Genomic DNA, 13775 nt, shown 5'->3' with positions numbered 1-13775 from the left:
TCATTTAAATATTTTTTGTTTAAGTATTAAGTCTATAAGTGCATCCTTATGTGGAATAAATACCGTGTTATTGCCGTAATAATTACTATAATTTTTTTTATTCTAGGTTGGTATTTCTTTGACTTCATTCTTGAACCATCAAAATCTAATAAAGTTAGCCGTCTAGATATTTTCTCCTATATAGGAACAATTTTTACAATTAGCGCATTTATCATAGCAATACTTGAAATCCTGCATAATATTTCAATCACCAAGTCCATTAAAGATGAGGCAGACAAAGCCATTCAAAACGTACTAAAGTTAAAGCATGCATCCAAATTATCTTTTTGTTTAAGTGCTCTAGATAGTATAAATGATCATATTAATAATATTGAATATGTCTTAGCTCTCAAGGACTTTAGATTTATTAGAACATTTGTATTAGAAGATGAGTTTTTGAACAAAAAGTTATCAATTCAAATCAATTTGTTCACCAATATAGAGGATTTATTAATTATGCATCGTAAAGCCTCTGCTAAAGCCCCTATGGCACTTGATGATGTTAAAGTTATTAGAAGTTTTATTTTAGCTTGTAAAGCTGCCTTGGAAAGCCAAGCATTTAACAATGATGAAGTGAATAAAGCCCCTGAGTCAATTAAAGCAAGTACCACTACATCAACTTCATAAGGTTTAAGTTAATGATTCCTGAAAGATTTAAAGATTTTTTAAGCACTCTATATGAAAAAACTGAAAATGGTGAATACAAATGGAATTTTGATGGGAAAAAAGCAGATCTCATGACAACCGCTTTTTCTATTTCTATTTGGTATAATTTTGACCATGATAGGGAATTGGGATATTTAGGGGTAAGTTATAACTATAACAGCACTCCTTATACTTTTTTTGAGTATGAAAGTGAACGTGATTATGAATTTCTTAGAATGATTTACGATGCTGTAAAAATTAGCAATTTACAATTTCCATTTTGAAAGCGCCCTTCCGGACGCTTTCTTCGTTTTAATTTTTAATACAATAATTGAAAATTAAGCATTCGCTTCTTTGGTTTTAGACATGGTTAATGCAAGATCTTCAATCATATCTTCCTGACCGCCCACCGTACCACGGCGACCCAATTCAAGCAGAATTTCACGAGCTGATACGCCATATTTAGCTTCAGCACGTTTCGCGAATAATAAGAATGAAGAATACACACCTGCATAACCTAAAGTCGCAGCATCACGATCTGCACGAATCGGATGTTGTAGCATTGGCACAACTAATTCTTCAGCAATATCTTGTACTTTAAATAAATCCACACCTGTTTCGATTTGCATACGGTTCGCCACCGCAACAAAGAGTTCAAGTGGCGTATTGCCCGCACCCGCACCTAAACCACCCGAAGCCAAGTCTACACGTTTTGCACCCGCTTCAACGGCTGCAATCGAGTTTGCCACACCCATTCCTAAGTTATGATGACCGTGAAAACCGATTTCGATATCAGCCGCTAAGTTTGCACGTAAGATACCGACACGATCAGTCACATCCTGTGGAAGCATATAACCTGCTGAATCAGTCACATAAATACAGTTCGCACCGTAAGACACCATTTTCTGTGCTTCTTCGAGTAATTTCTCAGGAGTAGCCATGTGTGCCATCATCAAGAAACCCACAGTATCCATTCCAAGCTTACGTGCAGCGGTAATGTGCTGTTCAGAAACATCTGCTTCAGTTGAATGCGTTGCCACACGAATAGTTGCGACACCGACATCATGCGCCATTTTCAAATGGTCAACGGTACCGATACCAGGAAGTAAAAGCGCTGAAACTTTAGCTTGTTTTAAATTCGGAATAACAGCTTTTAAGTATTCTTCATCAGTTGCAGCAGCAAAGCCATAGTTGACTGAGTTACCTCCTAAGCCGTCACCATGCGTCACTTCGATTAACGGTACGCCCGCATCATCGAGTGCAGTTGCAATCGCAACCATTTGCTCAGGGGTTGTTTGATGGCGCATCGGGTGCATACCATCACGTAAAGTCATATCATTAACAATAATCTTAGACATGAAAATGCTCCTTATGCTTCTACTTGGTTAGCGATCAGACGTTCTGCAAACATTTCTGCAGTACGTGCAGCAGCTGCGGTCATGATGTCGAGGTTGCCGGCATATTTTGGTAAATAGTCACCCAGACCTTCAACTTCCAGGAACATCGATACACGGTTGCCATCAAATACAGGACCATTCACCAGTTTATAACCTGGTACATATTTCTGAACTTCTTTGATCATGGCATGTACGGATTCAGTAATCGCAGCTTGATCAGGCTCACCTTCCACTAGGCAATGCACCGTGTCACGCATCATGAGTGGTGGCTCAGCAGGGTTAATGATAATGATCGCTTTACCCGCTTTTGCACCGCCAACTTGCTCAATTGCACCCGCAGTGGTGCGAGTAAATTCATCAATATTTTTACGTGTACCTGGACCGACTGATTTAGTCGATACAGTCGCAATAATTTCACCATACTCAACAGGCTGAACACGTGAAATCGCAGCCACCATCGGAATAGTCGCCTGACCACCACAAGTCACCATGTTCACATTTGGCAAATCACCTGCTTCAAGCAAAGCCTCAAGATTCACAGGGGGCACACAGAATGGACCGATTGCCGCAGGCGTTAAGTCAATCATCTGTACGCCAAGCTCATTGAGTTTACGGCTGTTTTCAGCATGTACGTATGCAGAAGTTGCATCGAAAGCAATTTTAATGTCGTCAGCAATCACGTGAGGAAGCAGACCATCCACACCTTCAGCAGTGGTTTTAATGCCCATTTTTGCAGCACGTGCCAGACCTTCAGATGTTGGGTCAATTCCCACCATCCATACAGGTTCTAAAAACTCACTACGTTGTAATTTATAAAGTAAATCAGTACCAATATTCCCTGGACCGATCAATGCACATTTAATCTTTTTCATGAACAATATCTCTTAACTATATGCTGTAAAATGCAAGGCGTTGTAAAACTTAAGACCAGGTAAAATTCAGATTTATTCAGCCGCAAAAGCAGCAGTCACTGAACCAAAACCTTCAATTTCCACAACAAATTCATCACCTGCATGTGCCACAACCATTGGACCCAATGCACCAGTCAAAATAATGTCACCTGCCAAAAGTGGACGACCACGACGTACCATTTCATCTGCTAACCAAACGGCTGCATTGAGCGGATTTGAAAGACAGGCTTTACCCACACCTTGCGAAACCACTTCACCACTACGCGTCATGGTCATTTTGCAATTTACAAGGTCAAGATTTTCAAGTTTCACAGGCTTAGAGCCGAGGACATACGCCGCAGAAGACGCATTATCAGCAACAGTATCAATCAGTGAAATTTTCCAGTTTTCGATACGGCTATCGACCACTTCAACCGCAGGCAAGGCATATTCAGTCGCACTGATAATGTCTGCATAAGTATGTTTTTCTTGGGTTAGATCTTTATTGATCACTAACGCAATTTCAGCTTCAACTTTCGGTTGAATCAGTAATCCCGCAGGAATGGCTTCACCATCACCAAATGCCATATCTGCAAACAACATTCCAAAATCAGGAGAATCAACACCTAACTGTTTTTGTACTGCAATTGAAGTCAGACCAATTTTGCGCCCTACTAAACGACGACCCTCAGCAATCGCACGCTTAGTGTTTTCTTCCTGAACGGCATAGGCGATATCTACATCGGCACTTTCACCCCCAAGTTGTGGACGAACAGGCGCAATCGCCGTTTTTGATAATTCAGCTTCTCTTAAAGCCAAAGCAACCGATTCAACACTTGTTTGAACAACAGCAGAATTCGACATCATGTTTCCTTAAACTGCAAAATGGACTGAATACCGTTTTAGATGGCTGAATCTCGACATTACCCAATGAGAGATTTTGCTTGAATGATCAGATCAATCTCTGCAGTTCTACTGCATCTGAACACCATTTTTCTTTAAAACGTGTACTTTTATGAACAGTTTAAGCATCGGTAAATTGCTGTTTTTGTGCCAATACTTATTTTATTTATGACAATAGTTAGAACCTATAAATCTTTATCCATATTTTTAGATGAATAAACAAGCGTTAAAAATCAATTAGAAATACCAGTAAATTACTCAGAATTCAGGTCGTTGTTATTTTTGAGGGAACTTTGTTCTACGACTAAATGCTAATATAGAGATGAACAAAAATGACTTTTTCAGCCGAGAAATAACAGAGCAATACAATCTTTTAAATATGAAAAAAGGGCAAAAGTGAATGACTTTGCCCTTTTCTTTATGAGAATGAAGCGACGATGGATATTGATTAAACCACGTCTTTAAGCTGAACCTGTTGAAGTAAAAAATCATGCAAAGTGCTGACATCGTTTGCAATCGTTAATGGATTAAAACTTTGTAAAACTTCAATACGATGCACGCCATAACTCACGCCTACACGAGGCATGGCAATGTTTTTCGCCATTTCCAAATCATAAGAAGTATCACCGACCATAATCGCACGATCAGCTTGAATCCCTGTGTGTTGTAAAATTTCTGCCAACATTAATGGATCAGGTTTAGACTTAGTTTCACTCGCTGCACGGGTTACGGTAAATAAATCACGACTGTTGGTTTGCCCCAACACACGATCTAAACCTTTACGGCTTTTACCTGTCGCCACTGCCAAGTGAATGTCCTGATTTTTTAAATCATGCAACATTTCTGATACACCTGCGAACCACTGATCACCTTTGGAATGCTCCACATAATGATCACCATAGCATTTTAAAATTTCTGTATGCAGTTCAGGCACAGTTGGAAATAAAACCTGAGCCACTTCAGGCAAACCTAAACCAATAATACTTTTTGCAGTGTCAGGTGTTAAAGATTGCTCAAATTGCTCAGCAGCAAACAATAAACTCGCCACAATCTGCCCGACAGAATCAAACAGTGTTCCATCCCAGTCAAAAATAATCAGTTCTACAGGTTTTTGCATGTTTATTTCCAATTTAAAGCCCACCTCACCCCTTACGTAGTAATACTACTCATCTCCTGAAAGGAGAGGGAATTTTCCATAACAAAACTATTTTCAGTTATGGGGCGTTCCCCTCTTTTTCAAAGATGAGAAACGTAGTTTCGCAAGAGGGGAAATTTTTATGATATTTCTTCAATAAATCAGCTTAACTGATCAGTATCACTTTGTTGCCAACCTAAAAAACAGCTTCTCAAATACTTTTAATTACGCAACAGGCTTATCCGCTTTCTGCGATCTTAACTGCGCCACCAAACTCTGCATATCTTCAGGCAAAGGCGCTTCAATCACGGGATAGCCTGGAATTTCCAAACGCATCGCATGCAGACACAAACGACGAGGATTTGGTCCACGATATTCAGTTTCATGCCCATACTTATCATCCCCAACCAGCGGATGACCAATACTCAAACCATGTACACGAATCTGATGGGTACGCCCTGATAGCGGTGAGGCATGTACCAAAGTTGCATGCATAAAGCGTTCAGCGACTTTCCATTGTGTCTCGGATTCTTTACCGTCTTTTGACACACGTACACGACGTTCGCCATTTGCCAATTCATAGCGCAATAAAGGTTGATCAATCAATTGATTGTCTAAGCTCACCTGACCTTTAGCAATTGCAGCATAGGTTTTTTGAATTTTGTGCTCACGTAACAAATCTTGCAGGGTTTTCAGTACGCTACGTTTTTTACTGATCATCACCAAACCAGATGTATCACGGTCAATACGATGGATCAGTTCTAAATATTTTTTACCTGTTGCAGCACGCAAACCTTCAATCAAGCCATACGCCACACCGCTACCGCCATGTACTGCGATGCCAGATGGCTTATTGACCACCATTAAACCTTCATCTTCATAGACCACACGGCTTAATAAACTTTGCGCCACCTTATCTGACACAGGTACAGCAGACTCATCTTTTTGCTCAAAACGAATCGGTGCAACACGGATCTGATCGCCAATCGCGAGCTTAGTTTCAGCCTTAACGCGCTTTTTATTGACACGAACTTGACCCTCACGAATCAAACGATAGATGCGACTTTTCGGCACACCTTTTAAACGTGAAAATAAAAAATTATCAATACGTTGAGCTTCCTGATGTTCGTCGACTTCAAACCAGGTGACACTTTGCCAGTCTTGCGTAGAATTCATACAGTTACGATGACCTAATAAAACGAAATTTTGATTAAAAACTGATCACTTAGACTATACATTTCATACAAAATAACCGTATAGCCCATAGGCAGATGATGCAAGGTTTGTTATAGTCAGCGCACGGATACCACCGTAAGTGAACTTTATTATCTGTATTTCAGAAACTTTTGAAACAAAAAACTTTTTGAAAGCACAGACAGAATAAAGCATTCACCCAAAGCTCGGAATGGTCCCAAAAGAATACGCCGACGCCGAAGGCTTTATTATATCGGCAAAAAGACAAACTGTTGCGTTTAATTGTACTTAAAGTACAGAAATCGGTTTGTTTAAAAATATATGTCGCCAAACTGGTCATTATCCAGCATTTGGTTTTTAAACATAAACTGATACACATCAGCCAAGTCGCTTTAGAGTGTTATTCAGGACATAAGTGTCTGAGGTATTGGAACTGCACATTTTGTAAAGATACGATGATAATTCCGTATCAAGACGCACTCACCAAAGTTGAGATGATCTTCGAGCAATGTCGCAGTGAAAGACGATCAAATCCGTCATCCAATGCACCACTTTCAGTGCCAGTGAAAACCTCAAAACTTTAATTGTGCAAAGATTAAAGAAAGTATTGCAACATCAATACGGAAATACAGGTATCAAACCCTCGCCTGAGCTCACAACTCAGTCAGCAACTTAAATCATACTGGATGTTTTTGGTTTAAGTCTTGATCCAATATTTTAGATGTTCGCTTTATTTAGATAAATAGCGAGTTGTTGGTGTGGATCACTATTAGGTGTTACACCCATGAAACGTATGTTGATCAATGCAACACATGCCGAAGAAGTTCGCGTTGCACTCATCACTGGTCACCGTCTTTACGATTTCGACTTAGAAAATCGTACACGTGAGCAAAAGAAAGCCAATATTTATAAAGGTCATGTCACTCGCGTAGAGCCTTCTTTAGAAGCTGTATTTGTAGAATATGGTGCAGGTCGTCAAGGCTTCTTGTCGATGCGCGAAATTGCCAATACTTATTACAAAGCAGACCCTCGCCAAACTTCAAATATTCGTGAATTAATCACTGAAGGCACAGAACTTCTTGTTCAAGTTGAAAAAGAAGAACGTGGCAATAAAGGTGCTGCCCTTTCGACTTATATTTCACTTGCAGGTCGTTATTTGGTACTTATGCCAAACAACCCTAAAGGTGGCGGTATCAGTCGTCAAATTTCAGGTTCAGTTCGTGAAGAGTTGAAAGAAATGTTGGCGTCTTTAAATACTCCTCGTGGTATGAGCGTGATTGTTCGTACTGCAGGTATTGGTCGTTCACAAGAAGAATTACAACTCGACTTACAACATTTATTAGACCTTTGGGCACAAATCCAAGGGACTGCAAACTCTGGTCCATCACCAATGTTGGTACACCAAGAAGCAGGTGTCGTGACACGTGCGATTCGTGATTACTTACGTGATGATGTTGCAGAAATTTTAATTGATTCTGAGCAAGCCTATAACGAAGCATATAACTTTGTTAAAGCGGTAATGCCAAACCAACTCGACAAACTCAAAACTTATACTTTAAATGAACCATTGTTCGCTCATTTCGGTATCGAAAGCCAAATCCAAACGGCTTATGAACGTGAAGTAAAACTTCCTTCTGGCGGTTCAATTGTCATCGACCAAACCGAAGCATTGGTTTCTATTGATATTAACTCTGCAAAATCTACACGTGGTCATGATGTTGAAGAAACAGCATTAAGCACAAATTTAGAAGCAGCAGAAGAAATTTCTCGTCAATTACGTTTACGTGATATTGGCGGTTTAGTCGTGATCGACTTTATCGACATGACCAAAGAACGTAACCAACGCATGGTTGAAGCGAAACTTCGTGAAGCAACTCAAAGTGACCGCGCACGTATCCAATTCGGTCAATTGTCACGTTTTGGTTTAATGGAAATGAGCCGTCAACGCTTACGTCCATCACTTGAAGAAGCAACAGGTTATGTCTGCCCTCGCTGTCATGGCACAGGTATGGTACGTGACTTACGTTCGCTTTCTCTTTCAATCATGCGTAAAGTTGAAGAGATTGCACTCAAAGAACGCCATGGTGAAGTACAAGTTGAAGTGCCTGTAGAAATTGCAGCATTCTTATTGAATGAAAAGCGCCACAGTCTTGTTTACTTAGAACAAACCTCAAATGTACGTGTGACTGTATTGCCACATCCACATTTAGAAACACCACATTACGAAATTTCGTATAACCCTGAAGGCTTTGCGCCAACAAGCTATGAGCGTACTGAAGCAACACGCTCAAGTGAAAAAGAATTGGGTTATGAGTCATCTGAGTGGCATTTAGAGGAAGAGCAAGCACATCAGCACACTGCTGCGCCTGTTCAAACTCAAAACAATAAGCAAGGCAAAAAACAACAAAGCCAACCGCAAGCTCAGCAACAGCAAAGACAACAAGCTGTTCAAGCTCAAGTTGCGCAACCATCATCAAGCCCATGCGCTTGGTTAGAAAACTTGTTTGTTCAAAAACAAGCAGCAACTGTAGATCAGTCACGTACTGCGAATAATGCTGCAGCGTCTATTGAACAAATGGTCAATGGTGGTGCGGTAAGCCGTGGTCAATTCGGTCAAGTCAATCAAGTGCCTTCTGCACCAACGATTGAAGCACGTGTTGTACCTGAAACCAATGCTTATCTTTCACATGCACCAGCTCAAAAACAAGAGCCACGTGAGTATGAAAAGCATGTTGAACGTGAGGACAAACCTCAACGTAACAACAAAAACAAAAATCGCAATAAGCACAAAGAGCAACGCGATCAATCAAATGATCAACATCAGGTGATTGAAGAAGTTGTTCAGGTGACTCGTCAGGAACAACGCCAAGAGCAGCGTCAGGACAATCGCCAAGAGCAACGTGATCAACGTGATCAACGTCGTCAGCAAAAACAACAACGTCCTCAGCATGAACAACATGCAGATGTGAACAATAATGCTGAACAAGCTGTTCCACGTCGTGACCGCAATCAACAACAGCGTCCACAACGACCAAACCGTCATCGTGACCATAGCGTGTTTAATGGTGAGCAACAACCTGCTCAAGTGAATGCACCTGCTGTTGAAACACAACAAACGGCTCAAAATCAACAACCTAAAGTTGAATTCGTTGATGCGCCTCAACAGGCTCAATTAACCACAGCTTTGGTTGTGAATATTGACCAAGCACAAAGCGAAATTGTGGCATTAACACCACCACAACAAGCACCTGCACCTGCGAAGCAACAAAAGCATCGTCGTGAAGCTAAAGCTGAAGTTGCCGTTGAAGCACCAACTGCTACACCAGAAGCAAATACGACACCTGTAGAGCAAGCACCTGTTGTAGAAGTTCAAGCTCAACAACCTGTTCAACGTGCGAGTAATGACCCGCGTCAAAAGCGCCGTCAACAACGTGAAGCCGCTCAAGCCAAAGCTGTTGCACCAAAACTTAATCCGTCTCAAGTACCGACCTTAGGTCAGTATACTGTACGTAGCTTGATTACTCATGTTTATGGTGATGATTGTGCTGTATTGATTGAACAGTTTGGATTAATCCCAACGTTCAACCGTGCATTGGCGAAGTTCACAGAAGAATATGCTGCAACGCTTACTGTTGTAGAAACTTCTGAACCTGCGGTTAAACAACCAGTGACACGTGATGTTGCTGTGACTAAAGCTGCACCTGAAGCTGAGCCTGCGGAAGTGTTAGACCTAACACCACCAAAGCCAGAAAATGACCGTCGTGTAGCTAATGATCCACGTGAACGTCGTCGTTTAGCCAAACAAGCGGCTGCTCAAGCAAAGCAAGAGCATCAAGCTGAAGTTGTGAAAACAGCTGAATCTGATGTTGTTGAAGCAGCACCTGTTCAAGCTGAAGCAACAACTGAAACTATCGCAACTGAGACTGAAGCAACCACACCAGTTGAAGCAGTAGAAACAGAAGCTGCACCAGTGGTTGAAGAAGCAAAAGTTGAAGTTTCAGTAGAAACTGATGCTGTTGTTGATACAACAAAAGAAGCCGAAGCTGAAAAACCACAGCAATCGCTTGCATTGGAAACAGCTGAAACTGTGAAAGATGAAGCAACGCAACAAGCCGAGACTGTTGCGACAGATGAAAAACCTGCTCGCCCACGTGGTCGTCCACCAAAAAAAACAACACCACCAACAGCTGAATAATTAGTAATTATTTGCTCAAATGCTGTTGTTTAAAAAGAACCTAGTCATTTCGATGGCTAGGTTTTTTTGTTATTTTGAATAAATTACAAATACATTTGTCAGATTAGGTTGATTGCACTAGACCAAATCTATTAAAAAGACAGCTGTATAGAGTTATTTTTATTCTTTATATTATGCTTAACATGAAAATACTTAGTGTTCAGTCTAATATTAAGCATAAATATGGTTTGCAAATTAGAAGCAAATAAATTGTATCGGATGACGAAAAATAAATAGGATTGATATGAGCCAAACCACACAGACCGATTTGATCGGTTTTGCTGATGTAGCAGAGCGCTTGCCAAAATTCATCAATAAAATTCCCAATCTACTCAGCGGGCTGAAACAAGCTTATATCAGAACGCCGAACTCGCCTGCTGGTCTTGGTCTTGCATTTGAACGCGCAACAAAGAACAACCCTTATGGTGATGCGTTATTGTTTGAAGAGCAACGCTACAGCTACAAAGAGCTCAACAACTGGGCGAATCAAATTGCACATTTTTATCTTTCAATTGGGATAAAAAAAGGCGATACCGTTACAGTAATGGTTGAGAATCGTCCTGAACTCTTAGCAACCATTATTGCCTTTGCTAAACTCGGCGTGACTTCAGCGCTCGTCAATACATCGCAAACTGGTAAGGTACTGGCACATAGCATCAACCTTGTAAAACCCGTTGCTATTGTTGTTGGTGAAGAATGTCGAGTAGCCGTCGATGAAATTCGTCAAGACTTAGCAATTCAACCTGAAAATTTCCACTGGTTTGCAGATCAAGAAACGCAAAAAGATGCAGGAAAAGCGCCAAAAGGTTATCTCAACCTTGCTGAAGTTTTAGAACAATTTCCAAAATTTAATGTACCTACGACACATAGTGTCAAAGGCAAAGACGGCTTATTTTATATTTATACCTCTGGAACGACCGGCTTACCTAAAGCAGTGATTTTCTCAAACAGCCGTTGGACACTGGCATACGGTACATACGGTCACGTACTTAATCTCAATGAAGATGATGTAATGTACTGCACCCTACCGCTTTATCACGCAACAGGTATGGTGGTGTGCTGGTGTGGTGCAATCGCAGGGAGTTCAGCCTTTGCAATTCGTCGCAAATACTCAACATCAGCATTTTGGACAGATGTACAAAAATTTAATGCTTCTGCGATCGGCTATGTCGGAGAACTCTGCCGCTACTTAATGGATGCACCAGCCTCTGAAAATGACCATAAACATCGTGTGACCAAGATGATTGGTAATGGTATGCGTCCAAATATTTGGGGCAAATTCAAAGAGCGCTTTGGTATCCAAGAAATTCTTGAACTTTATGCATCAAGTGAAGGTAATGTCGGTTTTAGTAATATCTTTAACTTTGACAATACGGTTGGTTTCTCTCCTACACCTTATGCAATCGTTCAATTTGATAAAGAAAAGAATGAAGCCGTTCGTGATAACAAAGGGTTCTGCACAAAAGTTCAAAAGGGTGAAGTGGGCTTATTGATTGGTAAAATTACCAAACGCTCTCCTTTTGATGGCTATACAGACCCTGAAAAGAATAAATCTGTGATCATGAATGACGTCTTTAAAAAAGGCGACTCGTACTTTATTACAGGTGATTTGGTTCGTGATATTGGTTTCCGCCATGCACAATTCGTTGATCGTTTAGGTGATACATTCCGTTGGAAAGGTGAAAATGTCTCAACCACAGAAGTTGAGAATATTTGCAGTGAATATCCAAAAATCACTGAAGCGGTGGTTTATGGTGTAGAAATTCCAAATACCAATGGTCGTGCAGGTATGGCAGCCATCACCTTGCATGACGGACAAGAACTTACAGAACAAGATCTTAGCCAAATGGTTTCAGACTTCAAAAAGAACCTCCCTGCTTATGCGGTTCCCGTATTCTTACGCATTCAAGAAGTGGTTGAGACAACGGGTACTTTTAAATATCAGAAGAATAAATTGAAGGAACAAGCCTTTGATCCTGCAAAAACTTCTGATCGTTTATTGGTTTTATTACCGAATGCCAATGCCTATTGCGATGTCACTTCTGAAATTTATGCCAATATTGAAGCGTATAAATACCGTTTCTAAATTCATATAAATATGACGATTCAAACAAAAAGCCCTGTTTTCAGGGCTTTTTTACTTTAATTTGTGTTATTTATAACCGAACGTTGCAAACTTTCTTATTTTTTACTTGCGCTCTATCAATATCTTGCTAAAATACGCACCATCAAACAAAGTGGTGTTTAAAACTTTTTAGTTTCTTACACTGCGTATTCAATACTTTTGAATATCTGTTTAGGGTCGTTAGCTCAGCTGGTAGAGCAGCGGACTTTTAATCCGTTGGTCCCGCGTTCGAATCGCGGACGACCCACCACTTATTGTTTGACCTGCAAAGGATCTTAATCCGTAATCGCAAATATAGGCTATTTCATATACCTATAGAAAATCATAGATTTTCTCTTGCGCTCGGACGAAACGTTGTTTCGTTAATCCTCACTCAGGGTCGTTAGCTCAGCTGGTAGAGCAGCGGACTTTTAATCCGTTGGTCCCGCGTTCGAATCGCGGACGACCCACCATTTATTTAAGCTTTTCCTGAAAGCTGTTAGATGACACAAGTTATCCAACATCAAAGACTACGCGCTTCGCTTGTCTTGCAAAAATTTTAAAATGTTATTTTAAAATTTTCTCAGGGTCGTTAGCTCAGCTGGTAGAGCAGCGGACTTTTAATCCGTTGGTCCCGCGTTCGAATCGCGGACGACCCACCATTCTTTCTTAGGGCTTCTTTCTGTACGCTTTCAGTACAACAAAAGAAACGAAACCTGCAAGTTCCGACCAAGACCAAACATCTCCTTTCAGATGCTTCGCCATTCTCGAAATTTTGCTACATCGATGTTGCAAAGTATTATTCTTGTCTTACTAGATCAAGTATTTGACATTCAAAAATGTTAGATAACAAATATTCTCTAGTATTCAAAACTATGCGCTTCGCTTGTCTTGCAAAAAGTTCTAGAGTTTTTCACATAAAACAATGGACTTTGCAATATACCGATACCGATACCGATACCGATAGAAAATCACAGATTTTCTCTTGCGTTCGGGTGAAACGTTGTTTTGTTGGATTAAGTATCTGATCTCAAAAAGGTTAGTTGACGAATATGGCCTAGTGTTAAAAAACTACGCGCTTCGCTTGTCTTGCAAAAATTTTAAAATGATATTTTAAAATTTTCTCAGGGTTGTTAGCTCAGTTGGTAGAGCAGTAGACTCTTAATCTATTGGTCGTGGGTTCGAACCCCACACAACCCACCATATTTTTATTCTCAATAAAAACAGATATTCA

The 13775-nt window shown here is 40.5% G+C and carries 9 protein-coding genes and 4 tRNA genes; 8 read left to right on the top strand and 5 right to left on the bottom strand.

The genetic code is table 11. The features are described 5' to 3' along the window. The first annotated feature begins 48 nt into the window (after window positions 1–48). Both EXE10_RS00330 and EXE10_RS00325 read left to right on the top strand, forming a co-directional pair. Window positions 49–666, top strand: a complete 618-nt coding sequence (locus EXE10_RS00330; protein ID WP_130111975.1) for a hypothetical protein — start codon at window positions 49–51, stop codon at window positions 664–666. An 11-nt stretch (window positions 667–677) separates the two neighbouring features. After that, window positions 678–968, top strand: coding sequence for a hypothetical protein (locus EXE10_RS00325; protein ID WP_130111974.1), 291 nt, complete (start codon window positions 678–680; stop codon window positions 966–968). A gap of 54 nt (window positions 969–1022) precedes the next feature. Here the strand turns inward: EXE10_RS00325 and dmpG are convergent, their stop codons facing one another. The 5 genes from dmpG to EXE10_RS00300 form a co-directional block, all read right to left on the bottom strand. Beyond that, window positions 1023–2042 (bottom strand): 4-hydroxy-2-oxovalerate aldolase, encoded by a 1020-nt coding sequence (gene dmpG, locus EXE10_RS00320; protein ID WP_130111973.1) that lies wholly within the window; start codon window positions 2040–2042, stop codon window positions 1023–1025. Between the two features lie 11 nt (window positions 2043–2053). Further along, window positions 2054–2953, bottom strand: a complete 900-nt coding sequence (locus tag EXE10_RS00315; protein ID WP_087550476.1) for an acetaldehyde dehydrogenase (acetylating) — start codon at window positions 2951–2953, stop codon at window positions 2054–2056. Window positions 2954–3025: 72 nt separating this feature from the next. Next, window positions 3026–3835, bottom strand: a complete 810-nt coding sequence (locus EXE10_RS00310) for a fumarylacetoacetate hydrolase family protein (protein WP_068973751.1) — start codon at window positions 3833–3835, stop codon at window positions 3026–3028. A 487-nt stretch (window positions 3836–4322) separates the two neighbouring features. Then, on the bottom strand, window positions 4323–4991 hold the full coding sequence (locus tag EXE10_RS00305; protein WP_130111972.1) for an HAD-IA family hydrolase: 669 nt from the start codon (window positions 4989–4991) through the stop codon (window positions 4323–4325). Window positions 4992–5234: 243 nt separating this feature from the next. Next, entirely contained in the window at window positions 5235–6185 is a 951-nt protein-coding gene (locus EXE10_RS00300) for an RluA family pseudouridine synthase (RefSeq protein ID WP_130111971.1), read from the bottom strand. A gap of 802 nt (window positions 6186–6987) precedes the next feature. Between EXE10_RS00300 and EXE10_RS00295 the strand changes: the two genes are divergently transcribed. From EXE10_RS00295 to EXE10_RS00270, 6 genes are all read left to right on the top strand, one after another. Further along, window positions 6988–10398, top strand: a complete 3411-nt coding sequence (locus EXE10_RS00295; protein WP_130111970.1) for an Rne/Rng family ribonuclease — start codon at window positions 6988–6990, stop codon at window positions 10396–10398. A 283-nt stretch (window positions 10399–10681) separates the two neighbouring features. After that, window positions 10682–12523 (top strand): long-chain-acyl-CoA synthetase, encoded by a 1842-nt coding sequence (locus EXE10_RS00290; protein WP_130111969.1) that lies wholly within the window; start codon window positions 10682–10684, stop codon window positions 12521–12523. A gap of 213 nt (window positions 12524–12736) precedes the next feature. Next, window positions 12737–12812, top strand: a tRNA-Lys gene (locus tag EXE10_RS00285). Between the two features lie 126 nt (window positions 12813–12938). Further along, window positions 12939–13014, top strand: a tRNA-Lys gene (locus tag EXE10_RS00280). Window positions 13015–13127: 113 nt separating this feature from the next. After that, a tRNA-Lys gene (locus tag EXE10_RS00275) sits at window positions 13128–13203 on the top strand. A gap of 465 nt (window positions 13204–13668) precedes the next feature. After that, window positions 13669–13744 (top strand) — tRNA-Lys (locus EXE10_RS00270). Window positions 13745–13775 lie beyond the last annotated feature (31 nt).

The sequence above is a fragment of the Acinetobacter sp. WCHAc060033 genome (assembly GCF_004209125.1).
GTDB classification, from domain to species: Bacteria; Pseudomonadota; Gammaproteobacteria; order Pseudomonadales; family Moraxellaceae; genus Acinetobacter; species Acinetobacter wuhouensis.
Note: the sequence above shows the minus strand (reverse complement) of the source record. Positions and strands in the feature narration are given on the sequence as shown.

Coding starts and splice junctions, on each gene's coding strand:
- EXE10_RS00330 (WP_130111975.1), top strand. CDS start 49: ATGTGGAATAAATACCGTGTTATTGCCGTAATAATTACTATAATTTTT.
- EXE10_RS00325 (WP_130111974.1), top strand. CDS start 678: ATGATTCCTGAAAGATTTAAAGATTTTTTAAGCACTCTATATGAAAAA.
- dmpG (WP_130111973.1), bottom strand. CDS start 2,042: ATGTCTAAGATTATTGTTAATGATATGACTTTACGTGATGGTATGCAC.
- EXE10_RS00315 (WP_087550476.1), bottom strand. CDS start 2,953: ATGAAAAAGATTAAATGTGCATTGATCGGTCCAGGGAATATTGGTACT.
- EXE10_RS00310 (WP_068973751.1), bottom strand. CDS start 3,835: ATGTCGAATTCTGCTGTTGTTCAAACAAGTGTTGAATCGGTTGCTTTG.
- EXE10_RS00305 (WP_130111972.1), bottom strand. CDS start 4,991: ATGCAAAAACCTGTAGAACTGATTATTTTTGACTGGGATGGAACACTG.
- EXE10_RS00300 (WP_130111971.1), bottom strand. CDS start 6,185: ATGAATTCTACGCAAGACTGGCAAAGTGTCACCTGGTTTGAAGTCGAC.
- EXE10_RS00295 (WP_130111970.1), top strand. CDS start 6,988: ATGAAACGTATGTTGATCAATGCAACACATGCCGAAGAAGTTCGCGTT.
- EXE10_RS00290 (WP_130111969.1), top strand. CDS start 10,682: ATGAGCCAAACCACACAGACCGATTTGATCGGTTTTGCTGATGTAGCA.